Source organism: Pontibacter ruber, assembly GCF_023630205.1.
GTDB lineage: Bacteria > Bacteroidota > Bacteroidia > Cytophagales > Hymenobacteraceae > Pontibacter > Pontibacter ruber.
The window spans coordinates 770,104-795,391 of the sequence record NZ_JALPRR010000003.1; the positions used below are offsets into that span (position 1 = coordinate 770,104).

Genomic DNA, 25,288 nt, shown 5'->3' on the forward strand with positions numbered 1-25,288 from the left:
GATGGAAAGGATAGGCTCAACAAGGGAGTTTGCGGAAGAAAGAAGACTGGAGATCGTGGAGCGCTCATCCAGAACGGTAGGGCGGGCTGTTTTCTTTTCCATACTCATTACGCTGATCTCACTGATGCCCATCCTGCTGCTTACGGGACAGGAGCAAAAACTCTTCTCGCCACTGGTGCTGACCAAGACCTTTACCATGATTGGTTCAGCTATCGTAGCCATCCTGATCGTGCCGATGCTGCTGCGCACCCTGATGAAGGGAAAACTTGTGCCGGAGAGCAGGAACAAGGTGTCAAGTTTCTTTATCAAAGTATACAGCCCCGTTATCCGCTGGTGCCTGGAATGGAAGAAGACCGTGATTGCCATTGCGTTGCTCATTGTACTGGGTAGCATTCCGTTGGTACTCGGTATGGGTACCGAGTTTATGCCGCCGCTCGATGAAGGTTCGCTTCTTTTTATGCCCGTCACCATGCCCGATATTTCCAACACAGAGGCCAAGCGCATTTTGCAGGTGCAGGACCGGATCATCAAATCAGTACCAGAGGTCGAAAATGTACTGGGGAAAGCAGGCCGAGCCTATACGGCAACCGACAATGCCCCGATGAGTATGATCGAAACCATCATCATCCTGAAGCCACGGTCCGAGTGGCGCAGTGGCATGACAAAGGACAAACTGGTGCAGGAACTGAACGAGAAAGTGCAGATTCCAGGTGTGATCTCCGGCTGGACGCAGCCCATCATCAACCGGATCAACATGCTCTCTACCGGTATACGCCTTGATGTAGGGATCAAAGTATACGGGCAGAACCTCGACAGCATTTATTCGCTGTCTCTGGAGATCGAGAAAGCGTTACAGGGCGTGGAGGGTTTGCAGGACCTGTATGTAGAGCAGCTCACCGGCGGGAAGTACCTGGACATCAGGATAAACCGCAAGGAGGCAGGCAGGTACGGCCTCAGCATTGACGATGTGAACATGGTCATCGAGACTGCCCTGGGGGGTATGCCGCTCACCACCACCGTAGAAGGACGGCAGCGGTTTAACGTGAACCTGCGGCTGGCGCAAAATTACCGGGATGATCTGTCAGAGATCAAGCGGATACCCATCCAAACGGGCCAGTATGGCGTTATTCCGCTGTCTGTTGTGGCAGATATTCTGGTGCAGGAGGGCCCGCCGATGATCAGCTCGGAAAATGCCATGCTGCGCGGTACGGTGCTGTTCAACATCCGGGGCAGGGACATGGGAAGTGTGGTGAAGGAGGCCCGGCAACGCATAAGCGAACGCTTCGAAAAGCTGCCGGAGGGTTACTACATCGAGTGGAGCGGCCAGTACGAAAACCAGGTCAGAGCGCAGAAGCGGCTCTCGATCATCATCCCGCTCACGCTGGTGATCATCGCATTCATACTTTATTTTACCTTTTATTCGGTACGCGAATCCCTGATCATACTTACCTGCCTTCCTGTTGCCCTCATCGGTGGGGTATACTCCTTATACCTGTTCAACGTGAATTTTTCGGTGGCCGTAGCGGTCGGTTTTATTGCGCTCTTTGGAGTAGCGATCGAAACCGGAGTACTCATCATTCTCTACATGAACGAAGAGCTGCGGAAACTAACGATAACAAAAGGGAACAGCAGCCAGGCGCTAACTACAGCAGATATCAAAGAAGCAATTTTCGGAGGAGCCGCTTTGCGGGTCAGGCCCATTCTGATGACAGTGATGGCCGATATGATCGGGCTTTTGCCGGTGCTCCTGGCAACCGGGACAGGCAGTGATGTGATGTGGCCTATCACAATTCCCTTTGTATTCGGACTGCTCACAGCCACACTGTTTGTACTTGTCGTGCTGCCAGTCGTGTATCAGTTGGTGCACGAGTGGCATCTGCGAAAGTATGGCACCATCAGGGTATTGGATGTAAAGGAGTAATCATGCAAAGGTTTGATCCATACAGGCAGCAGGGACAACGAAAGTATAGGTGGCAGTTATACTGTCTTGTAACTGCTTTGCTCCCGCTGCTGGCAGCCTGCTCCGCAGAACAGGAAACCGGTATACACGATCACCGGGTGCATACGGTACACGAACAGCATGTTAGAGAAGCGGAAGTAGACAGCTTGCTGGTTGCTGTAGCTAAACCCACCAATAAGTATGTTATCTCGGATCAGAAAACCATCAGGGTAGGAGCGGCACCCGGAGAAGCGCAATTCAGTGCAACCGGCTACATCCGCAACGACGAGCGCAGAAACGTGAAAGTTGCAGCCCGCTTCGATGGCCGAATTGAGGCGCTGCAGGTAAAGTATAACTACGCCTATGTTCGTAAGGGGCAACCTATTATGGCGCTGTACAGCCCAACGCTCAACACCTTCCAGCAGGAGCTGCATTACCTGCGCCAGCACCCCGAAGACACTGCCTTACTGGAGCAAGCCAGGCAAAGGCTGCACTTGCTCGGGCTATCTGACAGCCAGATCAATACCATGGAGCGTAGCAAAACCCCAAAATCAACAGTGCAGATCGAGAGCCCTGCAGAAGGATTTGTGTTGTTCTCTGAGACTGCAGCTACTCCTGCAGCCCAAATGGCAACTGCAAGCCAGCAGGAGGGTATGGAAAGTATGAGTGGCGATAAAACAGGTGGTGGCGCTGTTTCAGGCGCTTCGGTCAGGGGAGCAGGGGTGCTTCGGAAAGGGGATTATGTGAAAGCAGGACAGACGCTTTTTGAAGTGAATGATTACCGGGAAGTATGGGCTATACTTTCGGTAGACGCCCGGCACCAGTCGCTATTGAAAGCAGGCACACCTGTTAAAGTATACAATGAGCGGGAGCCAGGCAGGTTTGAGACAGGTAAGATCGACCTGATTGAGCCGGTGTATGAGCCGGGGCAGAAGTTTGTAACGGTACGGGTATACCTGCCGAACAGGGATTTGCAGTTCAAGGAAAACGCGCTTGTGAGAGCTACCCTTGCAAGCGGCAGCAAAGAGGCATTAACCGTTCCGAACAGTACGCTCCTGGACCTGGGCAGAAAAAAAGTAGTGTGGCTGTTGACTGCTAAAACGCCTCAGGGGAAAAAGCTATTCGAAGCCATAGAAGTAAAAACCGGACGCACCACGGCCACTGCCACAGAGATTGTCAGTGGTTTAAGAGCAGGGCAGGAAATTGCTGCAGATGCCGGCCTGCTCGCCGACAGTGAAAGTATAATTAATGCGGCAGCTCTGAAGGAATGAAAATGCTCAAGCTACATAAGTATGTTCTGACCATATCTTCAACAGTTATACTTCTGGCTATAACTTCTGCCTGTAAGTCGGACAAGGGCGGAGCCGGGCATGCTGGCCATACGATAGAAATGCCGCAAGAGCATACTGCCATTCACCTAAACAGGCGGATGAAGCTGCTGGCCAATATTGAAACAGATACCGCCAGAACTTCCTGGATGGGCACGCAGCAAGCTATACTTGGTACCGTGGCAATAGATGAAAACAAAACGGAAGAGGTCAGCGCTAGGGTAAGTGGCAGGTTGGACAGGCTGTTTGTTCGAAACTCCGGGGAGAAGATACGGAAAGGACAAGCCTTGTATGCCCTGTACAGCGAAGAGCTGCTGATTGCCCAAAACGAATACCTGAACGCACTGGAGTTGGTCCAAACTGCCTCGAACCCGGATCAGACGATGTTACGGCTGCTAAGCAGAGCTAAAAAAAGGCTGCAGCTTTGGGGGCTCACGGAAAGACAGATCCGGTCGCTTTCCACAACCCGCAAGGCCGATCCTAAAGTTACCTTCTACAGCCCGGCCTCAGGGTATATCACCAACCTGAAGGTCAGGGAAGGGGAGTACGTGGCAGAAGGTACCCCACTGATGGAAATAGTCAACCTTTCGAACGTTTGGGTAGAAGCGCAGGTATACCCAAATGAGCTGGAATACCTGAAGGCCGGGGCTCCCGTTGAGATTGAATTTGAAGGGTACCCTGGCAGGATGTTTAAAGGCATACCTGCATTTCGGAGCCCTGCTTTGGAGAAGAACAGCCAGGTATACCTGATGCGCTACAAAGTAATAAACCCTACAGGAGCACTCAGGCCCGGCATGATGGCTTACGTGAGCCTAAGTGGAGCAAAAGTAAAAACGCTTACGGTGCCTAAAGCTGCATTGCTGTTCTCGGAAGATACCGCTGTCTGGGTAGAGACAGCACCTGATCAGTTCGAGATGCGACTGGTAAAGACAGGGCTGGAAAACAAAGACAGGGTGCAAGTGCTCAGCGGACTGAACGAAGGAGAAGTAGTGGTTACTTCCGGGGCATACTTGTTAAACAGTAAGAACATCATCGATAAGGGTGCCTCCCACACGATGCCGGGCATGTAAGATCAGCTTATCCTGCTTACAACCTGTTTCTTTTTCTGCAGCGGAAGTTGGTAAAAACATAAAGATATGATCGCTCAACAGCCATACGCCAAAGATATTGCGCTCCTCTCAAAAGAGTTACACACAGAGCCGCAGCGGGGGCTTACGGGCGAGGAGGCAGAAAAGCTGCTGGAACAGCATGGGCAGAATGCTATTCAGTCTGAAAAGCAGAAGAGCATAGGAGCCATGCTTTTGCAGCAGTTCATGAGTCCTATGGTGTTGCTGCTGGTGGTTGCCGCCGGCTTGTCTTTCTTCTTTCAGGAATGGCTGAATGGTACGGCTATCCTGGCTGTTATCGTCATCAATGCATTGATCGGGTTCTACATGGAGTTTCATGCCAACCGCTCCATGAATGCGCTCAGGCAGCTGGCCTCGCTTTCAGGTAAAGTAATAAGGGATGGAAACCTTCAGGAGATTCCTTCTGAGTTTATCGTACCTGGTGATGTTCTGTTCGTGGAAGCAGGCGACATGATACTGGCCGATGCCCGGATATTTCAGTCCATGCAGCTGGAAGTGGATGAGGCCGCATTAACCGGCGAGTCCATTCCCGTGACAAAAGATGAGGCCGTTTTGGAAGGAGATGTACCGCTGGCTGACCGGGTAAATATGCTGTTTAAGGGCACCTATGTTACCAAGGGCAATGCAAAGGCTGTGGTAACCGGAACCGGCATGAGCACCGAGCTTGGCAAAATAGCCTCTCTGGTACAAGGGGCAGAGCAGGCCGCTACTCCCCTGGAAAAAAAGCTGGAGCAATTCAGCAAAAAGCTCATCCGGATTACCCTTGTGCTGGTGGTGGTCATTTTTATTGCCGGTATCCTGCAGGGTGCAGCGTGGTTGGATGTACTGGAATCTTCTATTGCGCTGGCAGTAGCTGCCATACCGGAAGGGCTGCCGATCGTTGCTACACTGGCCCTGGCACAGGGTATGCTCCGGATGGCGAAGCATAATGTAGTTGTCAAAAAACTTGCCGCAGTGGAAACGCTCGGAGGTACCAACGTGATCTGCACAGATAAAACCGGTACCCTCACACAGAATAAGATAGCTGTCAACACCATTCTTATACCTTCCGGCAAGTCTGAAGTAGTTTACAGCCCCGATGGTGCCGTTGCCATTCCGGAAGAGGTCAGGAAATCAGAAAACTACCAGAAAATAGTAGACGCTTCCGTCCTGTGCAACACGGCTAACTTGGAGATGAGAGAGGATACGCTGCGGGAAGTAGGAGACCCGCTGGAGATAGGTCTGTTGAAATATGCAATAACAGCGGGCAGGGATATCCAACAGGAAAGAGAACGATTTCCGAAAATCAGGGAAGCTGCTTTTACCTCTGAAGCCAAGATAATGGCAACGCTGCATAAGAGCGGAGATACCTATGTTGTATTTGCCAAAGGAGCTGTGGAGGAGTTGCTGCAAAAAAGTACACACATACTGCTGGAAGGACAGCCGGTAGCGTTTTCAGATAACGAAAAAGATATCTGGCTGGAACAGACGGAGCAGTTGGCTTCAGAAGGATTGAAGCTGCTGGCTTTTGCTTATAAAGAAACATCTTCCATTGAGGAAGAACTTACCAGGGATCTGATCTTTACAGGCGTACTTGGGCTTCTGGACCCACCCCGGACAGAAGTGTCGCAAGCGTTGGAAGAGTGTAAGTTGGCCGGCATCAAAGTGATCATGATAACCGGCGACCACCCGGCTACTGCAAGAAATATCGCTTTAAAACTGGGGTTAACGGATAAGGAGCAGGCGCCTGTCATGCATGGCAAAGAGATGAAGGATTTCGCCAAATTAAACGACCAGGACAAAAGGCAGTGGCTTAGAACACAGATTTTTGCCCGCGTTACGCCCAAGCAGAAACTTGACCTGGTTACGCTGCTTCAGGAGAACAACTGCATTGTTGGCATGACAGGGGATGGTGTGAATGACGCACCGGCCATCAAAAAAGCGGATATCGGAATTTCAATGGGCATTCGCGGAACACAGGTGGCCCAGGAGGTATCTGACATGGTCTTAAAAGATGATTCTTTCACTTCAATTGTAGTAGCCATAAAGCAGGGCCGGATCATATTTGAGAACATCAAGAAGTTTGTCACTTTCTTACTTTCCTGTAACCTCAGCGAGCTCATGGTTGTGGCAATAGTTTCTGTCTGGAACGTGCACTTTTCATTGCTGCCACTCCAGATTTTATTCATTAACCTTGTTACCGATGTACTACCGGCATTGGCGCTGGGAGTAACCAAAGGGAATGATCTGATCATGAAGAGCAAACCCCGGAAGCCTGAGGCTCCCATCATTGATAACCAGCAATGGCGGTCCATTTTTATGTATGCAGCCGTCATTACACTTTGTGTGCTGGCTGCAGTGTTTGTTAGCCATTACTGGTACCACCGGACAGAAGTATTGCAGGCAAAACTTTGCAATAACATACTTTTCTTTACGCTGGTGTTCTCTCAGCTGTGGCATGTATTTAACATGGCTTCTGCAAAAGTGGGCTTCTTCAAAAGCGAGGTGATAAGAAACAAGTATGTGTGGTACGCCCTTTTTATTTGTTCGCTGGTAGTATTTACGGCCTATTTCTTCCAGCCTTTCAGAGAGGTGCTATACATCCAAACGATGGGTATTGTGGATCTGGCTATCAGTATTGGCTTCAGCTTTTTGTCGCTGGTAATGATTCAGGTTTTAAAAAGAATGAGACTGGTAGTTTAGTAGTGAAAGCTCAGATCTGCCTTAAAGTATGTTTTATTCATTCCTTGAAAGAATTCAAATCCGAGAAGGAAGTAATTAAATGGTTACTCTACAACCAGATAAGCTATAAGGCCAACTAATAGCACCAATCACGCCCATGCCGAATACCAAAGCACTCTTGCTGCTTTATTAGTTGAGCTGGATGTGTTTCTCATTTGAGTTAAATACATCCCACTCACATGCAGAACAGCACCTGTTAGTATAATGATTAAAGCATAATTACTTGCTATACTTCCCCATTTAACACCAAGGCCAAAGCCAAGTATACCCGCTCCAAGTGCCGAAGCAGACTGGGCAAACTGCTGTTGATTTGTCCTGTTTTCCATCACGTTTGTATTGCTGTTTTGCTGCTTTGCTGCTTGATTTATGCAACGTAAGCGCCCTGATCTCATCTGCTTCTTTAAAGCTACTCCGGGAGCCGGGAGATAATAAAACAGAATCAGCCAAAAGTGTACCTTCATCTAATATTTTAAAAGCACAGCCAGAACTGTGACAACACTTTCCTCATGATCGGTACACATCTTTCCAGTACCAGCCATCCATCTCTAAAAGCGAAGTCAGGAGTTTCCGGCGGTCTTTCAGGTCCTGTTTAAAGATTTCTGCTACTTCATTTTTTCCTTTGAGCGGAATTTCTTTCTGCTCCAGTTGCCAAAGATCAGGCATAGGCGCATCAGCCTTGGGAGAAGTGTTTTTCATGAAATTTCCTTTCACCATCTCCAGGTAAGAATCCAGTGCGGTTTGTAGCACTGCCATTTTTAGTTCATCCTTCACCACATCCTGTGAAACGGTTTGCTTCAGGAGTTGATGTGCCTCATCCAGCAGCACAATGGCAGGCGCGACAGACAACTTTGGCTGACTGTTATGAAAGTAATGAACCACAGGAAAGGAGTGATGGTTAACAGTATGTTGTATCAACATCTGGCAAATGTCTGATACGTTATCGAAAAAAGAGGAAAAGCCCTTACCGTCCCAGCTGTTAACCAGAATCTGCTGCGGCGATTTACCCATACTGTTGATATAAAGACTGAACTTGCTCTGCAAACCAACGGCAGACAACACTTGTACAAAATAAGTGAGAGAAGCAGTTATGAAAGCTAAGCCAGAGAAGGCTGTGACACTTGTAATGATCCGCCACAAATCATTTGAAGCCACATAATCTCCCACTCCCAACGTGGAGAGTGTAAAACCGGCATAGTAGAGCTTTTCCAAGGGGCTGGCACTGGATAAAGTAGTGCTGTTTACAACAGAGTCCGGATCAGAAAGTAACATCAGAAACAGTCCTGCCCAGAGCCCCAGAACCCACGTCAGAAGCGTGCTGGTAAGAATTGATGGTCCCGCATACTCAAGTAGTTTTGCCCTTCCCTTTTTACCCGAAACAAAGAAGAAAATCTTCCACACCGTCCTGGAAACTAGTTCCGTAATCCGACCGCCTCCGCTGGAAGAAAAGGTGGTCTTGATAATATCCAGTGCAATCAAGGTAAAAATTAGAACTCCCAGGAAGAGATACAGAATATTCATAAAGCACATCGCATTGTTGGCACGTCCTTCTAAACGCAATAACAAGTATGGAGTTGAATAACACAGAAGTGGCAGATCCGGAGAGCCCGGGAAGTATAAGCTTGGAATCACTGTCAGGGCAGCTGTTGCTTGTTTTAGAGTCACTTAAGCTGGTGCTACTAGCTAAATTATGTAAAAATGCCAGGAAGTGTTTGTAGGGGGAGTTTAACGAGTTCTGATGATTAGGCCACTGCCTTTTTATCCAGGTATAAAAGACAGGCTAATCCAACTTATCAAGCTGATTCCTGTAAAACAGAACTATAACTGTAGTCGCACTCGCTTAGATCTGGGCAATTGTCCTTTGAGCTTTGCGCGTAACAGGCAACTTGTAGAATACTTTTTATTTTGCACCAGCTTAACATGTATAAACTATTGATATTAATGATATTGCTCGGCACCGGGCAGTATACTTTAGCGCAGCACGAAAACCACAAGCCAGCCCAGCAACAACAAAGCGAGATCTATACTTGCCCGATGCACCCCGAAGTGCAAAGCACCAGGCCCGGAAAGTGTCCCAAGTGCGGCATGACGCTGGTAAAGCAAAAACTAAAAGCCCCGGCTAAGCAACAGCAAGCTCCACCCAAGAAAGCTGTGAAGGCCAAGCCTGCCCCAACAAAGCAGCGCGTTCAGCAGAAATCAGCACAGCCTGCTCAGAAGAAAGATCAGCCTGCTCATAAACATGCGCAGCCTACTAAGAAAAAACCTGCCACACCTGTACAGAATCCGGAAGTAAAAGAGAAGCCTGTCCATAAAGCAGGACATAAACCAGAAAGTCCGAGGCAGGCCTACAAACCCCGCACCGTTCGTTACGACCTCTATGTACGCGATACCCTTGTGAATTTTACAGGAAGAACCAGGAGGGCAGTAGCCATAAACGGCAGCATTCCGGCGCCTGCCTTAACCTTTACCCAGGGCGATACAGCTGAGATCTATGTGCACAATGAAATGGATGTGGAAACTTCCATACACTGGCATGGGGTATTTCTGCCAAACCGATTTGATGGTGTTCCGTGGCTTACCCAAAAACCTATAAAGCCTCACTCCACTTACCTGTATAAATTCCCGATCATCCAGAATGGTACCTACTGGTACCACAGCCACAGCGCGTTTCAGGAGCAAAGCGGCATGTATGGTGCCCTGATCTTTAACAAAGTGAATGAACCTGATATGCCGGCTATCCCGATTGTGCTCAGCGACTGGACCGACAGGAACCCCAAGGAAGTATACCGGTCACTGCGCAGTGCCAACGATTGGTTTTCGATACAGAAAGGTGCGACACAGGGCTATGCGGAGGCTATCCGGAAAGGCTACTTTGGCACCAAACTTAAAAACGAATGGAAGCGGATGACAGCCATGGATGTAAGCGACGTGGCGTATGAAAAATTTCTGACCAATGGGCAGGATATAGCAGAACAAACGCATTTTACAGCCGGAGATACAGTAAAACTCAGGGTGGTGAACGGCGGTGCTTCTACCTATTTCTGGCTGACTTACTCCGGCAGTAAGATTACGGTAGTGGGCAACGATGGCAACGATGTGGAACCTGTGGAAGTGGACCGCCTGATTATCGCGCCAGCGGAGACCTACGACCTGCTGGTAACCCTACCGGAGAACATGCAATATGAATTTCTTGCGACTGCCGAAGACCGGAGCAACACAACCTCGCTATGGCTGGGCAGGGGCATGAAAATGAAAGCAAAGCGTTTGGGCAAACTGAACTACTTTGAGGGCATGAAGATGATGAACGACATGATGAAACTGAATGGGGACATAGAACCGATGGACATGGAAATGAGCAACCAGAAGATGGACATGAACAGCGTGATGTACCCCGAGTCTTCAGCGCAGGACCACAGCATGCACGGAGGAGAAACTACTGAGCCCGCTGCTGATACAACTATGCACATGAAACAAAAAGCTGATACCACCTCACACCAGGGCCATACCATGCAGGGGCACGACATGCACAACATGAATAGGAGTGGCAGTAACGGCGAGAAGGTTACCCTGAACTATGGCATGCTGCGTGCACCTGAGAAAACAACCCTAAAGCCCGGACCGGAAAAGGTGCTGCGTTTTGAGCTCACCGGCAACATGAACCGCTACGTCTGGACCTTAGACAATAAAACCGTGTCTGAGTCGGATAAGATCCTGATCAAAAAAGGGGAGAACGTGAAGATCATCATGTTCAACAATTCCATGATGCGCCACCCCATGCACCTGCACGGGCACGATTTCCGGGTACTGAACAAGCACGGCGAATATGCTCCCCTCAAGAATGTACTGGACATACTGCCAATGGAGACAGATACGATTGAATTTGCAGCCTCGGAAAGCGGTGACTGGTTTTTCCATTGCCATATACTTTATCATATGATCGCCGGTATGGGACGCGTGTTCACCTACCAGAACTCACCACCCAATCCTGATCTTCCCGATCCTAAACTAGCCCAAAAAATGTTTAACCGTGAAGACAAAATCTTTCTCCCTTCCGGCCAACTCGGGCTGGAGAGTAATGGGAGTGATGGCGAGTTTGTCTTGGGCAGTTCCAGGTACCAGATCTCCACCGAGTGGCGGGTTGGTTTTAAGAAAGAGTATGGCATTGAAAGCGAAACGTATTTTGGCCGCTACTTTGGCAAAATGCAGTGGCTGTTTCCTTTTGTTGGTTTTGACTATCACTACAATAGTGTGGAGGATGAGGCAGAGGAAAACATGTTCGGGCAGCTGAGCAACCAGAATAACCGGAAGGTGGCCGTAGCCGGTGTGCAGTATACCTTGCCTATGCTGATCCTGTCAGAAATGAGGGTAGACACCAAGGGGAAGCTGCGTTTCCAGTTGCGGCGAGAAGATGTGCCACTCACCAGTCGCTTGCGCCTGAACCTGATGGGCAACACCGATAAGGAATACATGGCCGGCCTGCGATACATCGTTACTAAGTACGTCTCCCTTTCAACGCACTACGACAGCGATATGAAGTATGGCGCTGGCCTCACGTTTGTTTATTGAAGCAGGTAAGAATAGTTATTGGTATGGTAACTATAAAAGAAAACGGCTCCCTATCAAGATAATAAGGAGCCGCTTTTGCGTAAAGTATAAGCTTATACTTGCTTAAGTATAGATTATACTAGTGGTGATGTTCTTTCAGGAACTTACCTTGCGGACCTACACCTTCTATGTGCACAAGTTGCGCTCCATAGTGCCCGACCATAGATACCGCATAGGCTGAGCTGGTTAGAATAAGTGCGGCCACAGCCACGCTCCAGCGCGTGCCCTTGAACAGGAACTGACTGAGAAGTTGTGCTACCAGTCCAATTCCTCCCAGGTACACAGTCCATTCAGCATATAGGTCGTGCTGGTCCAGCACCAGTTGTGCATGTGTGGTCAATCCGTCGGTGTGCGGATGGTTATAGTTTGCAGCCAGATAAGCGGTTATAAAACCTACCAACGCAGCTATAGTTACTAGCCAGTTTAGCTCCTTTCTGAGGAATAAAATGTTTGCCAGCAGTACAGCCGCCGCTACCTTCAGCAGCATGATCGGGAAATGAACAATGAGCGGGTGCGTGTTCGGAAAATCGCTGAGCGAGGCGTGTACCTCGCTTGGAGTTTGCTCGTGCGCCTCGGTATGCACTGTAGTAGAAGGAACAGGAGATGATGCTTCTGCCGTATCGGTTGCTGCTTGCTGTGACGTGGCAGTATCAACTGTTTCTGTTTTTACTACTGTGGTTTCAGTTTTCTTCTTTTCGTGCTTTTCGCCGCCATGTGCCAGGGCCGGTGATGCAGCTATAAGTTGTACAAAGGCAAAAAGGGTTATGCTGTAACAAACAATTTTATGAGTGCGCATTTAGGGTAAAAGTGAAAATTAATTTTTAACGGATTACCATGCCATTAGGCTTTCTGCCAACGGACAGGGTAGTTACTTTAGAATAATCTACTGTATTGATAACCGAGACATTGTGCGCTCCCTGGTTCGTGACATAGGCAAGCTTCATATCCTCATCGAAAATAATGGCGTGTGCATCAGCTCCTGTTGCAACTTCTGTTTTGCGCTGCCAGCTGTTACCGTCTCGGCGGTAGATCACAACTTTGCCATCGGTAGCGTTGCTCACCCATAGCTCATTGGTGCCACTGTGGTAGGCCACATAACCTGGCTTAAAGTTCAGCGCTATGGTTTCTTCTACAGTAAGACTATTTACATCGATCACACTTACCGTCTGGCCTGCCTCGTTGTCGACATACATTTTGCCATTTGCGGCAGGCCAGGCGCCTACCGGTTCAGCTCCCACAGGTATAGTTTTCTTCACCGCTTTGGTAGTCTGATCGATAACTGTTACGGTAGCATCATCTGTGTTGGCAACAAAGGCCAGCGCTCCATTGGTAGAAAAGGTAACTTCTGACGGGCTTTTGCCAACCGCTACAGTGCTCTTCACACTCCAGCTCTTGGTGTCAAACACCAGCACCTTGTTACCACCGGCCTGTCCCACCCATAGTTCTGATCCAGCCTGGTTATAGGCTGCGTTGTGTGGCATGTCAGGGGTGGATAATACTTTCACTTCCATGCCGGAAACGGCGTCCAGTATCATTACTTTATAGCCACCAGTAGAGCCTCCATGCCCGCCATGGCCACCGCTCAGGTCCGTGGATGTAATGGCTATAGCTAGGTGTTTTTTATCCGGGCTGAGCGCGATGTGATGGGGTGCCACTGCTTCCTGTAACTTTATGGTCTCCGCTACCCGGTTTTCCTGAAGCTTGAGGACAGACACATTGTTGTCCTGGCCATTAATCACATAGGCTGCCTTGTAATCAATGTTCAGTGGCTTTTGCGGCTCATCATGCTCACTATGGTGCATACAGCCACTTAATACTACAGCAAAAGCTGAAAGGCCCAATAAGAATGATTTCGGTAGTTTGTACTTATTTCGGATCATAGTTTTAAGTATAAAAAAGAGCCGCATACTTTCGCTGCGGCTCTTTGTGTGGATCTATAAAATTTATTTTTTATAAACTTCTTCGTTGCTTCCGCACTTCAGCATCGCGTCGCCGAAGTATGGGTTACGGATCTCTTCGTTTGAGCTTAGCCAGTAGCCACCTTTATCATCGTTGGCCATCGGGCAGTGCTGGTAATAAAGCGTCTGACCGGCAGCACCGAAGCCTTTGGTCAGGGCAAAAGTAGCTTCAGAAAGTAATTCCAGATGACTGCGCTGTGCAGCAAGGTCTGTAGATTCAGCTATTTTAGAAGCAGCCTGTTTTACCTCGCCCAGTCTTTCTTCCGCAAACGTTTTCTGCTCACCCTGCAATCCGGAAACATCAACTTTCTCAGCAGCTGCTACGATGGCTTTGGCATCGGCCTGTGCTTTTGCAGCGTCAGAAGCCACCAGGTTGTCCTTCAGCTTCAGGTAGCTGTCTACTATAGCTGTGATTTGGTCTTTTACAGGGCCGGCTACCGAAGTATAATCCGGAGTTTCTACCACTACTTTTCCTTCTGCTGGCATGGCATCGCCGTGAGCCATACCTTCGTGGTGCTCCATGTTCTCGGTTTCGGCAGTAGTAGTTTCCTGCTTGTTTTCTCCACAGGAGGTCAGTACAAACGCTGCAAGGGCAGCAGCTACAAACGTTTTCTTCATGATGTTTTTCATGGTTTGGTATAAAGTATAAAGTTAAAAATTGATTTGATTCATAAGTACAATAAGTATGGTCAGTACCACGGCAGAAATAACTATGACCTTCCACCATTTACTCCAGTTACTTTTCGGTTCTTCATCGCCTGTTTTGCAGCAGTCTTTCATATAAAGTATAAATCAATGCTGGTGGCCGGCCATCGGGTCTGCGCCTTTCTTCAATACAAACTCGCTGTAAAGCAGGTATGCGCCCGATACCACCACTTTGTCATTTTCCTTCAGTCCGGAAAGTATAGCTACATTATCAGCGCTTTCTTCGCCAAGTGTAACCATTCGTGCTTTGAACGTATCCTTACCCGACTGCACCCAAACATGCGCGCCTTTTTCGTCGCGTATAACAGCGTCGGTTGGCAGGGTAAGGGATGAACCCGTATCTGAAGGAAGTATAACGTTAGCCTGCATGCCCGGTAAGTACTGGTCGTTCGGGTTTGGCAGCTCGGCACGAAGTATGGCTACCTGACTGCCCGCCCTGAACTCAGGGCTGATGAACGTAACTTTTGCCGCAACCGGCTCCTGGCCAAAACCTTCAACCGATACCTTGATCTCGTCGCCTTCCTTCACGTTGGCAACTTCCTGCGGATACAGCTCGGCCTCTACCCAGATCTTACCCAGTTTTCCCAAGCGATACAGTACGCCGCCTTCTGCTACATACTGACCTTCGGCAGCGGCTACTTCCGTTACCACACCACCGGCAGGGGCCACAAACGTAATGCGCGGACTAACTTGTCCTGTTCTGGCTAGATTGCGGATCTGGCCTTCGGTTAAGCCGTAAAGTATAAGCTTCTTTTTGGCTGCTTCCAGGAACGAAGCAAAGCGCGGGTTTTCTTTCCCTAATTCACGGTTTTGCGCCAAAGCCAGCAGGTACTCGCGTTGTAGCGTCAGGAGCTCTTCCGAGTACAGTTCGTACAGCGGCTGGCCTTTTTTAATGGTTTGCCCGCTTTCTTTCAGGTATAGTTTTTCAATTCGTCCGGAGGCGCGGCTGCTGATCACATCGGTTTGTGTTTCGTCGAGCACCAGCTTACCAGTAAGTATAGAATTGCTGCCTACCGAGCCAAGTTTAACACGCTTGGTCTTGATGTTTCCCAACGCGATCTGACTCTCGCTAAGCATCAGTTCCCCGTTCTCCTTACCCGACTGGGTAACCGGTACCAAGTCCATGAAGCAGATAGGGCAGGTGCCCGGTTCATTCTGCACAATTTGCGGGTGCATCGGGCAGGTATAGGTTGCCTCTTCTCCCTCAGCATGCGATTTTTCTTCCACGGAGCATGCCGCTACTAGTATAGCCGTCAGCAGGAAGAGTATGTTCAGATATCGTCTCATGTTTTAATTTTGAATTTTGAATAATTGAATAACTGAATAAGTTTTTGAATTATTCAGTTATTCATAAGTCAGTTATTCAATTATTTACTTTTATAAAGCTTTCGCTGTCTACCAGGAACTGTGCGTTGGTGGCGATCACATCTGTTTGTTTTAAACCGGAAGTGATCTGGATCTCATTACCTGCACCTGCGCCTGTGGTAACGGCAACCGGCTCAAAAACGCCATCTACTTTCTTGAAAGCGACCGTCTTTGTACCTATGTCCAGCACAGCTGCTTTTGGTACCCATAATGCCGCTTCTGTTTTATAGGTGGCTTCGGCGCTAACCAACTGGCCTACCATCACCTGCTTGTTGTCGCGTGGCAGGTATACCCGCACTTTGGCAAAGTTCTCGCCTTCGTCAAAAAACGGCTGGAAGAAATCTACTTTTGCTTCCAGTTTTTCGCCCGGCAACTGCGGGAACGAGATCACTACAGGAGAACCTTTCGAAAGGGAGCTCATCTCGCCCGCAGGCACATTAAACTCAGCCCATAGCTGCTCTGCATTTACTACGCGCACCAACGGCTGACCAACCGTTACATACATGCCTTCACGCAATTGTATGGCCTGTCCGGCTGGAGTTGCGGGTGCTACCGATGGAGTAGCTGTTGCACTAGCACTTGCGCCGCCCATCGCGTCCATACCACCGCCTGAACCAGAAGCAGGTGCTGCAGCTGTGCTTGGTGTAGTTCCAGGAGCAGTTGCATTCAGGTCTATCACGTAGCCGTCATAAGGGCTGTAAAGCGCAAACGTATAGCTCTCTTCGCCGCGGCTAATAAGGCGGTTGATCTGCTCGTTGGTAGCACCGAGGTACTGCAGTTTTTGTCTCGCAGCCTGTATCAATTGCTTGTCATCGGGGGCCGACTGCACTAAGTATAGAAGCTCTTTCTGTGCCGTGATCAGGTCCGGGCTGTATACTTCCATCAGCTTCTGGCTTTTGCGGATCGGCTGAAAATTATACTTTACAAACAACTTCTCAATGCGCCCACCCACGCGTGCCGGCACCGAGTACACCCTGCGCGGATCGTAGGTGATAATACCATCCATTTTTATACTTGCCTCTGCGGTTTTCTGCTCCGGTTTGGTAGTAGCAATGCTGGCGACTACGGTGCTGTTGGTAGGTTTCAGCAGGAAAGCCAGGTCTTCGGTTATCTCCACGCCATCGCCGTGCACGGCTTTCGGCACCAGGTCCATGCCACAGATAGGGCAGGTGCCCGGCTCGTTCTGCACGATCTGCGGGTGCATGGGGCAGGTATACTCCGTAGCGCCTTCCGCATGTTTATGGTCTTCCCCTTTGCAGGCCGCCACCAGTATAGCTAGCGCCAGGAAAAGTATGTTCAGGTATCGTTTCATGATCTAATTTTGAATGAATGAATGACTGAATAATTGAATAAGAAATAAGGAATTCATTCAGTTATTCAAAAGTCAGTTATTCATAATTAATTTATCTTTCTATCTCTTTTTCGTAGTTCACGGTCATCTGGAAGAGCGACTGAAGGATCTTCAGGTACTCCATCTGGGCCATGTTCAGCGACTCCCAGGCATCGATCACTAAAGGCAGATCGGCGTTGTTCTGCTCGTAAGCCAGCATGGTCACATCGTAGTTCTTTTTGAAGGCCGGAATGATCTTGTTATGATAGTTGTCTGCCTGCTGGCGCATGGTGTTCAGCTCCAGGGCCATGTTGCGGGCCATACCTTGTGCTTCGTTCAGGATAGATTCGCGCTCGCGCTGCATGCTTTGTATCTCCAGGTTCATGGCTTTGGTGTTGGCCTTGTACATCTTCGACGACCAGGGCGCAATCGGTATTGAGATCATGCCCATCGCCGTGAACTGCTGCGGCATCATTGGGTCGCGCGGGTACATATGGTCGAAGCGCAGTTTAAAGTCCGGTAATCGTTCCAGTTTCTCCATCTGCACATTCAGCTGCATCGATTCGATCGTTCTGTCGAGTTGGCGCACGTCGCTGCGGGCACCGGTCAGGTAGGTAGTATCTACAGCAAGTATGGCAGGTTCCGGTATGGTTACCGTGGTGTCAATTTTATACTTCTGGTCTTTCGGCAGATTCATCAGGGTATTGAGCTGCACGTTCTGCTGTTCGATCTGGTTGGCCGTCATCAGTTGCATGTTCTTCACTTCGTGCAGCCTGGCCTCCGCCTTGTAAATACTGCCCAGTTTGCCCTGGCTGTAGGGGTAGCGGATACGGGCCAGCTTCAGCATGAACTCCATAATTCGCTCGTTATCCTTCAGCACTGCCATCTGTTTCTCCAGCACCACCCAATTGTAGTAAGCGGTTTTGGCCTCAGCACGAAGCTGGTTATAAGTAACATCCTTTGCAGCCAACTCAATACCAGCCCTGGATTTCATGTATTTTTCCTTGGCGCGAAGCTTTACCGGGTTGGGCACATCCTGCTCCGCCGAAACCATGATAGAACCTTTGTCGCGATCTTCCATCACTTCAGCGCCTGGGTAAGGTGACATGAAAACACCCCCACCAACCATAGGAGCCATCCAGCTTTTAGCACCTTCGGAGTAAGCGTCCATAGCTTTGGATCTCGATTCGTACATCTGCAGCATGGGGTTGTTATTGCTGATCCGTTGCAGCACACTGTCCAGGTTCATGGTTTGCACTTGCTGGGCTTGTGCGGAAAGTATAGTTAAGGCAGAAAGTATAGCTACCATTAACCCACCCCTGACCCCTCCGGGGAGGGGAATATGTATGTTATATTTCTTAATGCTTAACATCGTAGATATCGAGTTTGCCGTGTTTCTTTAATTCATATTCTTTCACCATTTCGAACACTACCGGCGTTACCAGCAGGATGTGGATGGAAGAGGTAAATACACCTCCGATCAGCGGAAGCACGATTGGTAACATCACGTCGGTGCCCACACCCGTTGCCCAGAGCACCGGAATCAGACCGAACAGCGATACAGATACCGTCATGATCTTCGGGCGGAGACGCTTCACGGCACCTTTAAATACAAAGTCGCGGATGTCTTGTTTGGTGATGGTTTCGTGGGAGTTGCCTTTAAGTTCTGCTAATTCTTTCATGGCTTCATTCAGGTACACCACCATCAGCATACCCGTTTCGATAGCCATACCGAACAGCGCGATAAAGCCTACTGCCACAGCCACCGACAAATTCACGCCATAAAAGTAGACGATAAATACCCCACCGATCAGCGCGAACGGTATAGTTACCAAACTGAAGAAGGCTTCTTTCAGGGAGTTGAAAGAGAAGTATAAGATCAGGAAGATGATCACTACCACAAGCGGAATAATAAGCTGCAGCGTCTGGGTAGCGCGTACCTGGTTTTCCCACTGGCCGCTCCACTCCAGGTAATAGCCGTTAGGTATACCAGTCACTTCGTTGCTGATCTTCTCCATGGCCTCTTTCACGGTGCTGCCCAGGTCGCGGTCGCGCACGTTGAAGAGAACGGCCCCACGCAGTTGCGCATTTTCAGATGTAATCATCGGCGGGCCATCTGTAAAACCAATAGTAGCCACCGAAGAAAGCGGAATGGTACCTGCCGAAGCCGTCTGGATAGGAATGCGCTGAATACGCTCCACGCTGTTGCGGTATTCCTGCGCCAGGCGCACGTTAATACTAAAGCGCTGTCGACCTTCGATGGTATTGCCAATAGGCGTGCCACCCAAAGCAGATTCCACGATCATGTTCACGTCATCTACCGTCAGACCATAGCGGCTAAGTGCTTCGCGGTTAATGTCGATCTCCAGGTACTTACCACCTGTGATCGGCTCTACGTACAGGTCGTTTACACCTGGCACATCACGCAGCGCCGTCCTAACCTTCTCCGACACAGCTGCAATGGAGTCTAAGTTCTGGCCGTATACTTTCACGCCCACATCGGTACGGATACCAGTTGCCAGCATGTTAATACGGTTAATGATGGGTTGAGTCCAGCCATTTACCACACCCGGAATCTGCAGCTTGGTATCGAGTTCGCGAATGATGTCTTGTTTTGTAATACCATCGCGCCATTCCGACTGCGGTTTGAGCATGATGATGGTCTCGATCATACTGATAGGGGAGTTGTCGGTGGCCGTGCTGGCACGACCAGCTTTGCCCAGCACGCTCTCCACTTCAGGTACCGACTTGATGATCTTGTCCTGCACCTGCAGAATGCGCTTGGCTTCGGCATTGGAAATATCGGGCAGCGTAACCGGCATGAAAAGGATAGAGCCTTCGTCCAGCGGCGGCATAAATTCAGTTCCCAAACTAAAGAGCATAGGGATAGCTACCAGTAGGGCAATAATGTTTACGCCTATAGTTGTTTTGCGCCAGTTCAGGCACCAACGCAACAAGGGGCCATACACACGCTCCAGTGCGCGGTTAATAGGGTTAGCTGTCTCTTCCTTAAACTTCCCTTTCAGGAAAAAGGAGATCAAAACAGGCGTAAGCGTGATCGCCACGATGGCGTCTACGATAAGGATGAACGTCTTCGTCCACGCCAGCGGACCAAACAGCTTGCCTTCCTGGCCCGTGAGCAGGAACACCGGCAGGAAAGAGGTAATTACGATAATGGTACTCCAGAACACGCTCGGCCCCACCTGCTTGGCAGCCCTTTCTATGATCCGGATTCTATCTTCTTTTGATAATTTCATGTTTCAATTTTGAATGAGTGATTGAGTGAATGAGTGATTTTTACTTTTGTCATCTCGACGATAGGAGAGATCTGAGTTAATTTGTATCAGATTTCTCGCTGAGCTCGAAATGACAACTTTCGTTCATTCACATTACTCTTCTTCCATCCATTTCTTTCCTTTCTGAGCGTCCGCTAAATGTCGGTAAGCGTTCTCTACCATTACAATCGCGTCGTCCACGATCACACCAATGGATAGGGCGATACCGGTTAGTGACATAATGTTGGAGGAGATATCGAAAGCGTTGAGAAGTATAAACCCGATGGCAACCGAGAGCGGCAACTGAATAAGTATAACCAAGGCGCTGCGCCAATGGAAGAGGAACAGGAACACAATTGCCGAGGCTACCAGCATTTCTTCGATAAGGGTAGTTCGGATGGAATCTATCGACTCGTTGATAAGGCCGCTGCGGTCGTAGACGATGTTGAATTTCACACCTTTCGGAAGACCTTTGGCGACTTCTTCCATCTTCACTTTTACATTGTCGATCACCTCGTCGGCATTCTCACCATAACGCATTACTACAATGCCACCTACTGCCTCGCCTTCACCGTTTACATCAAAAATACCCAGGCGACTTTCGCCCGTCATCTGCACCGAGGCCACATCGCGTACCCGCACCGGAATGGTGTTGTTGGTAGCAATGGCAATGTTCTGGATCTCCTCAGCTGACTGCAGGTAACCTGTTGTTTTGATGATGTAGCCGATATCGGAAAGCTCGAATTTGCGGCCGCCGGCTTCGTTGTTGTTCGCCCGGATGGACTGGATAACCTGCGGAACGGAAAGTTTATAGTAGGTAAGTTTATTGGGATCTAACGTGATCTGGTATTGCTTCTGGAAGCCGCCGAAGGAGGCCACTTCGCTCACGCCTTTCACGTTCTGCAAACCGAATTTTACATACCAGTCCTGCAGGGCACGCTGCTCGCCCAGGTCCATGCCGGGAGCGTCTAAAGTGTACCATAGGATGTGTCCTACGCCCGTACCGTCCGGTCCTAGGGTAGGAGCAACGCCTTCCGGCAGCATGTTACCCACCGAGCTCAGACGCTCCAGCACCCGCTCACGGGCCCAGTACACATCGGTTTCGTCTTCAAAAATGACATAGATAAAGCTCATGCCGAACATCGAGCTGCCGCGCACATACTTCACCTCGGGCAGGCCCTGCAGGTTGGTCACGAGCGGGTAGGTGATCTGGTCTTCGATGATCTGCGGGCTGCGGCCCATCCATTCAGTAAAAACGATCACCTGGTTTTCAGACAGATCGGGGATAGCATCCACCTTGTTTGTCTGCACAGAATATAAGCCCCAGCCGAACAGCGCCGCAGAAATAAGCAGCACAATAAAACGGTTACGGAGCGAAAAGGAAATTAATTTCGCAATCATGTAAGTATAAGATTAACCTTAACAGGAAATTGAGGAGCCACAGGAAAGTGGCAAGTATGCGGTGATGCCAAAGTATAAAGTACAGCCTGTGCAGCCTGTATCTTCAGGAAAAGACACAGCTACGCCAGCCAACGATTGGCATCAGGAATTTGTAAGGTTATAGCAGGAATGATTGCACCAGCACCGGGATGTCGCGGGCAATCGAAGGGGGACTATAAGATGCGTAGGTTGATTCTACAGCTTCCTCAGGAGCAAAAAGCTGAAGTATAACTACTTTAAAAGCGGCTACAAATTTATGATCTAAGGCTTTGGTTAGGAGAAGCGCCTTAGAATCTGAGGTGGCATCAGCATGTTCGAAAACCAGGGTATGGTCGTCGCAGCAGTCAGCTTTGTCTTTGGCAGGTACTTTATGGCAGGCAGGCAGTTTTTCTTTCTGCTGCTCCATCGGGCAATCGGCCTTTGTACCGAAGAATGTAAGATCCTGCAATTCGCCACCGCATATGTGCATGCCCACAACCATACCTGTCGAGGAGACGAGCACCACGAAGGTCAGGACTAGCAGGATCAGTTGGCGAATCAGTTTCATAGTATGTACCCTTTACAGGGACGTCTTTGCAAAGTAACGCAAGTATGTCAGAAATCCGGTTACATAATTAAAAAAAATATTTACAGATTTTCTATCTCACCCGAGCGTTCTTTTGCTGTAAAAAATCTAACACAGAACAATGTTTGACTTTCAATACAAAATTACGACAATTTTTCTGCATTTCTAAGCACGGGCCTGTGGAGGCATCTTTTTACGCATCTTAACTTTTGATTCTGCCTGAATGTTGGGGAGCTACGTATTTGCTTTATTCTTAGATAAATATAGAGGTATCTACGTAAAAGCATCAAGTCCGTCGTCTGAACTTACTTGCGCTGCAGTGGCAATGATCCCAGTACGTGCCACAAGTTTGCGGATTCGTGATGTCGTAAGCTCATGTACTCTTTTGCTGGGGCTGATCAGCACGGAAGTAGCTTTGCTTTAAAACAAACTCATCATGTATTAAACATAGAACCCCTATGCTGAACAGCAAAGAAATATCAGCTGTTAATCCGTCAGCAGTGAAAAAGAGCTTTTCACTGCTGACGGATTTTAGAGTACAGGTATTGCTTCTTCTGCTGCTGGCAGGGATCACGTTCTTTCCTAACCTGGGTGCATCAGACCCTACATTGATGGAAGCCCGGAACTTCATCACGGTACGGGAAATGACCCAGAATGGCCGCTGGTTAATCCCTACCATGAACGGACAGAACCGTTTGGCAAAGCCCCCACTACCTACCTGGATCACGGCTGTATCTGGTATTATTGCCGGTGATGTCGGGAACCTGGCAGCACTTCGTCTTCCGGCTGCCGTAGTAACTACTTTGCTGGTGTTCTTTCTCTTTTTCCTGGCAAGGCAACTTACCAGCGACCGTTTAATTCCTTTCTTTGCGGCAGCCATACTTGGCAGTTCGTTTGCCGTCGTGAACATTGGCAGGCAGGGTACCTGGGACATTTACTGCCATAGCTTTATGCTTGGGGCAATCTGGCTGCTGGTAAAAGGCTGGAAAAGACCTGAGGACAACAAAGGATCATTTGTTTTGTGTGGCGTGCTGTTGGGCTGCTCCTTCCTGAGCAAGGGCCCTGTTTCGTTTTATGCCTTGCTGCTCCCTTTCCTGGTAAGCTATGTGTATGGTTTTGGACTAAAGAAGCCAGAACGGGGCGGGCTTATTATTGCATTGGCTTCCGGGCTGCTGCTTAGCGCGGGCTGGCCACTTTATACTTACTTAACGTTGCCGGAAGAACTAGCCCGGAATGTATCCGGAGAAAGTACCGCCTGGCTTAACAGGCATGTCCGCCCTTTCTGGTATTACTGGGGTTTCCCGGCTCAGGCAGGCGCCTGGACGCTATTTGCTGTAGCTGCCCTGGCAGTACCCTATGCACGGCAGCGGATCAGGCAGTTGGGGAATTATAAATTTCTGATAGGTTGGGTGCTCTTAACAATGCTGTTGTTGTCGTTGGTGCCTGAAAAGAAAGAACGCTATTTGTTGCCGGCTCTGATTCCGTTGGCCTTGCTCACGGCGCACTACCTGCGTTACCTGCAGGCTAGCTTTAAAAGTAACAAACTTACCAGGTGGGATAATCGGATCATACTTCTGAATGTAGTGCTGTATACGCTTGCTTCCTTTTGCTTCCCGGTACTGATGTATGTGTTTGCTTACAGAGCAGGGCTAGTTTCTACAGCAACCCAGGTAGCGATTACGGGAGCAGGCGTCCTGCTGGGCTGTTTCATCCTGTTGTTTGCCGCTAAGCGGATCGCAGAAGGGGTGTTGCTGGTGGTTTTGGTGCTGAATGCTTTTGTGCTGCTGGTCGGGCTGCCTCTTTGGTATGGCGTCAGGTACCCCGGTAAACACTACCAAAGCCTGAAAGAAGTACGAAACATAAAGGAGCTGCAGGCTTTGCCATACTTTGCTGTAGGAGGCATGTCGGCTACCAACATTTGGGAGGTCGGGCAGACAGTGGATTCCCTGAGCATAGCTAACAGGGTACTTGAGTTGCCCACAAAGCTTCCAGCCGTTATATTTTCGCCATTCCCTTTGCAGCAGGTTTCGTTGCCGCAAAAAAATATAAGCCTCCAATTCATACGTACCTACCATTACAACCGGAAAAATGAACAGGATGTTTTCTATGTTTATACCTTGGGTGCAGTGCCGGCGAAGTTTTGAATACCGGTCGTAGCCAACCTGCCTGCCGCGAAAAAGGATAAAAAAAATAGTACAGGTAAACCATCTGGAATTAGTAGGCTGAACGTTTTATAATAAGAAAAAAGCAGCTGTATTTAGCTCGGTTTCTGCCAAGTACAGCATGGGAAATTGAACTTGTAGCACGGTTTTTCCCTTATATTAGGAGCAGCAGTAGCTGCAGCAACCCTAATTTAAAACGTTATGAAAAAGAGTCTTTTTGTTTGCCTGCTGATCGGCCTGTTCTTTAGCCTGAATAGCGCATTTGCCGGTACAACGCCCGAGCATGGCAAGGAGTGGAAGGTAAAGTATGGCGCCGCCGTTGAGGAGGCAAAAGTGTCACATAAGCCCATACTGATGGTTTTTGCCGGCTCCGATTGGTGCAAGCCCTGCATCATGCTGCGCAAAGAAGTATGGGATACAGAAGCCTTCCGTACTTATGCCAAAGAACATTTCGTTTTGCTCGAGCTAGACTTTCCCCGGTTCAAGAAAAACCAGTTACCTGCCGATCAGGTGAAACAGAATGAGCAACTGGCAAGCAAATTTAACAAAGAAGGCACATTCCCGTTAGTAGTACTCACGGATGCAGAAGGCCACGTACTTGGCCGAACCGGTTACAAAGCCGGCGGACCTGAAAAGTACATCCAGCACCTGGAAAGCCTGATGCACCACTAATATCCTAAAGCTTCTAACACCTGCATCGTATGCCCCGAAACCTGTTTTTGCTTTACCTGATTCTGTTAGTTCTTGCAAGTCCAGTTTCGGGGCATACTC

At 49.1% G+C, this 25,288-nt stretch carries 18 protein-coding genes; 7 read left to right on the forward strand and 11 right to left on the reverse strand.

What is annotated here, in order from left to right; genetic code table 11:
• Nucleotide 1 precedes the first annotated feature (1 nt).
• The 4 genes from MJ611_RS15145 to MJ611_RS15160 all read left to right on the forward strand — a co-directional run bounded on the left by MJ611_RS15145 (nt 2) and on the right by MJ611_RS15160 (nt 7,076).
• On the forward strand, nt 2–1,921 hold the full coding sequence (locus MJ611_RS15145; RefSeq protein WP_250430842.1) for an efflux RND transporter permease subunit: 1,920 nt from the start codon (nt 2–4) through the stop codon (nt 1,919–1,921).
• A gap of 2 nt (nt 1,922–1,923) precedes the next feature.
• A complete protein-coding gene (locus tag MJ611_RS15150; protein WP_250430843.1) occupies nt 1,924–3,210 on the forward strand; it encodes an efflux RND transporter periplasmic adaptor subunit in 1,287 nt (428 codons plus the stop codon).
• A gap of 2 nt (nt 3,211–3,212) precedes the next feature.
• Nucleotides 3,213–4,337, forward strand: a complete 1,125-nt coding sequence (locus tag MJ611_RS15155) for an efflux RND transporter periplasmic adaptor subunit (protein WP_250430845.1) — start codon at nt 3,213–3,215, stop codon at nt 4,335–4,337.
• Nucleotides 4,338–4,403: 66 nt separating this feature from the next.
• Complete coding sequence (locus tag MJ611_RS15160; protein WP_250430847.1) at nt 4,404–7,076, forward strand: cation-translocating P-type ATPase; 2,673 nt, start codon at nt 4,404–4,406, stop codon at nt 7,074–7,076.
• Nucleotides 7,077–7,204: 128 nt separating this feature from the next.
• Here the strand turns inward: MJ611_RS15160 and MJ611_RS15165 are convergent, their stop codons facing one another.
• Together MJ611_RS15165 and MJ611_RS15170 are read right to left on the reverse strand one after the other, a co-directional pair.
• Nucleotides 7,205–7,576, reverse strand: coding sequence for a hypothetical protein (locus tag MJ611_RS15165; RefSeq protein WP_250430849.1), 372 nt, complete (start codon nt 7,574–7,576; stop codon nt 7,205–7,207).
• 43 nt (nt 7,577–7,619) lie between these two features.
• Nucleotides 7,620–8,777 carry a potassium channel family protein gene (locus MJ611_RS15170; protein WP_250430851.1) on the reverse strand — a complete coding sequence of 386 codons (1,158 nt, stop codon included), beginning with the start codon at nt 8,775–8,777 and terminating at the stop codon, nt 7,620–7,622.
• Between the two features lie 276 nt (nt 8,778–9,053).
• On the opposite strand from MJ611_RS15170, the gene MJ611_RS15175 reads away from it, so the two are divergent.
• Nucleotides 9,054–11,678 carry a multicopper oxidase domain-containing protein gene (locus MJ611_RS15175; protein WP_250430853.1) on the forward strand — a complete coding sequence of 875 codons (2,625 nt, stop codon included), beginning with the start codon at nt 9,054–9,056 and terminating at the stop codon, nt 11,676–11,678.
• Nucleotides 11,679–11,796: 118 nt separating this feature from the next.
• Here MJ611_RS15175 and MJ611_RS15180 read toward each other — a convergent pair whose 3' ends face one another.
• The 9 genes from MJ611_RS15180 to MJ611_RS15220 form a co-directional block, all read right to left on the reverse strand.
• The gene (locus MJ611_RS15180) at nt 11,797–12,513 is read right to left on the reverse strand and encodes a hypothetical protein (RefSeq protein WP_250430855.1); all 717 of its coding nucleotides are present in this window, start codon (nt 12,511–12,513) and stop codon (nt 11,797–11,799) included.
• Between the two features lie 25 nt (nt 12,514–12,538).
• The gene (locus tag MJ611_RS15185) at nt 12,539–13,597 is read right to left on the reverse strand and encodes a YncE family protein (protein ID WP_250430857.1); all 1,059 of its coding nucleotides are present in this window, start codon (nt 13,595–13,597) and stop codon (nt 12,539–12,541) included.
• A 63-nt stretch (nt 13,598–13,660) separates the two neighbouring features.
• Nucleotides 13,661–14,305, reverse strand: a complete 645-nt coding sequence (locus MJ611_RS15190) for a DUF3347 domain-containing protein (protein WP_250430858.1) — start codon at nt 14,303–14,305, stop codon at nt 13,661–13,663.
• A 162-nt stretch (nt 14,306–14,467) separates the two neighbouring features.
• Nucleotides 14,468–15,667 (reverse strand): efflux RND transporter periplasmic adaptor subunit, encoded by a 1,200-nt coding sequence (locus MJ611_RS15195; protein ID WP_250430860.1) that lies wholly within the window; start codon nt 15,665–15,667, stop codon nt 14,468–14,470.
• Between the two features lie 76 nt (nt 15,668–15,743).
• A complete protein-coding gene (locus MJ611_RS15200) occupies nt 15,744–17,057 on the reverse strand; it encodes an efflux RND transporter periplasmic adaptor subunit (RefSeq protein ID WP_250430862.1) in 1,314 nt (437 codons plus the stop codon).
• A 91-nt stretch (nt 17,058–17,148) separates the two neighbouring features.
• Nucleotides 17,149–18,324, reverse strand: a complete 1,176-nt coding sequence (locus MJ611_RS15205) for a TolC family protein (RefSeq protein ID WP_250430864.1) — start codon at nt 18,322–18,324, stop codon at nt 17,149–17,151.
• Nucleotides 18,325–18,433: 109 nt separating this feature from the next.
• Nucleotides 18,434–20,332: an efflux RND transporter permease subunit gene (locus MJ611_RS15210; RefSeq protein ID WP_250430865.1), complete on the reverse strand. Its 1,899-nt coding sequence runs from the start codon at nt 20,330–20,332 to the stop codon at nt 18,434–18,436.
• Between the two features lie 132 nt (nt 20,333–20,464).
• Nucleotides 20,465–21,751, reverse strand: a complete 1,287-nt coding sequence (locus MJ611_RS15215) for an efflux RND transporter permease subunit (protein WP_250430867.1) — start codon at nt 21,749–21,751, stop codon at nt 20,465–20,467.
• 157 nt (nt 21,752–21,908) lie between these two features.
• Nucleotides 21,909–22,337 carry an HYC_CC_PP family protein gene (locus MJ611_RS15220; RefSeq protein WP_250430869.1) on the reverse strand — a complete coding sequence of 143 codons (429 nt, stop codon included), beginning with the start codon at nt 22,335–22,337 and terminating at the stop codon, nt 21,909–21,911.
• Between the two features lie 476 nt (nt 22,338–22,813).
• Here MJ611_RS15220 and MJ611_RS15225 point away from each other — a divergent pair, with 476 nt between their 5' ends.
• Together MJ611_RS15225 and MJ611_RS15230 are read left to right on the forward strand one after the other, a co-directional pair.
• Complete coding sequence (locus MJ611_RS15225; RefSeq protein ID WP_250430871.1) at nt 22,814–24,499, forward strand: ArnT family glycosyltransferase; 1,686 nt, start codon at nt 22,814–22,816, stop codon at nt 24,497–24,499.
• Nucleotides 24,500–24,718: 219 nt separating this feature from the next.
• Complete coding sequence (locus MJ611_RS15230) at nt 24,719–25,189, forward strand: thioredoxin family protein (protein ID WP_250430873.1); 471 nt, start codon at nt 24,719–24,721, stop codon at nt 25,187–25,189.
• The last annotated feature ends 99 nt before the right edge of the window (nt 25,190–25,288 follow it).

What these genes read in the sequence shown, in the direction of transcription:
- MJ611_RS15175 (WP_250430853.1), top strand. Translation starts at nt 9,054, where the DNA reads ATGATATTGCTCGGCACCGGGCAGTATACTTTAGCGCAGCACGAAAAC.
- MJ611_RS15165 (WP_250430849.1), bottom strand. Translation starts at nt 7,576, where the DNA reads ATGAAGGTACACTTTTGGCTGATTCTGTTTTATTATCTCCCGGCTCCC.
- MJ611_RS15225 (WP_250430871.1), top strand. Translation starts at nt 22,814, where the DNA reads ATGCTGAACAGCAAAGAAATATCAGCTGTTAATCCGTCAGCAGTGAAA.
- MJ611_RS15145 (WP_250430842.1), top strand. Translation starts at nt 2, where the DNA reads ATGGAAAGGATAGGCTCAACAAGGGAGTTTGCGGAAGAAAGAAGACTG.
- MJ611_RS15215 (WP_250430867.1), bottom strand. Translation starts at nt 21,751, where the DNA reads ATGATTGCGAAATTAATTTCCTTTTCGCTCCGTAACCGTTTTATTGTG.
- MJ611_RS15185 (WP_250430857.1), bottom strand. Translation starts at nt 13,597, where the DNA reads ATGATCCGAAATAAGTACAAACTACCGAAATCATTCTTATTGGGCCTT.
- MJ611_RS15195 (WP_250430860.1), bottom strand. Translation starts at nt 15,667, where the DNA reads ATGAGACGATATCTGAACATACTCTTCCTGCTGACGGCTATACTAGTA.
- MJ611_RS15230 (WP_250430873.1), top strand. Translation starts at nt 24,719, where the DNA reads ATGAAAAAGAGTCTTTTTGTTTGCCTGCTGATCGGCCTGTTCTTTAGC.
- MJ611_RS15155 (WP_250430845.1), top strand. Translation starts at nt 3,213, where the DNA reads ATGCTCAAGCTACATAAGTATGTTCTGACCATATCTTCAACAGTTATA.
- MJ611_RS15200 (WP_250430862.1), bottom strand. Translation starts at nt 17,057, where the DNA reads ATGAAACGATACCTGAACATACTTTTCCTGGCGCTAGCTATACTGGTG.
- MJ611_RS15180 (WP_250430855.1), bottom strand. Translation starts at nt 12,513, where the DNA reads ATGCGCACTCATAAAATTGTTTGTTACAGCATAACCCTTTTTGCCTTT.
- MJ611_RS15210 (WP_250430865.1), bottom strand. Translation starts at nt 20,332, where the DNA reads ATGAAATTATCAAAAGAAGATAGAATCCGGATCATAGAAAGGGCTGCC.
- MJ611_RS15205 (WP_250430864.1), bottom strand. Translation starts at nt 18,324, where the DNA reads ATGAACCTGGACAGTGTGCTGCAACGGATCAGCAATAACAACCCCATG.
- MJ611_RS15220 (WP_250430869.1), bottom strand. Translation starts at nt 22,337, where the DNA reads ATGAAACTGATTCGCCAACTGATCCTGCTAGTCCTGACCTTCGTGGTG.
- MJ611_RS15160 (WP_250430847.1), top strand. Translation starts at nt 4,404, where the DNA reads ATGATCGCTCAACAGCCATACGCCAAAGATATTGCGCTCCTCTCAAAA.
- MJ611_RS15190 (WP_250430858.1), bottom strand. Translation starts at nt 14,305, where the DNA reads ATGAAAAACATCATGAAGAAAACGTTTGTAGCTGCTGCCCTTGCAGCG.
- MJ611_RS15150 (WP_250430843.1), top strand. Translation starts at nt 1,924, where the DNA reads ATGCAAAGGTTTGATCCATACAGGCAGCAGGGACAACGAAAGTATAGG.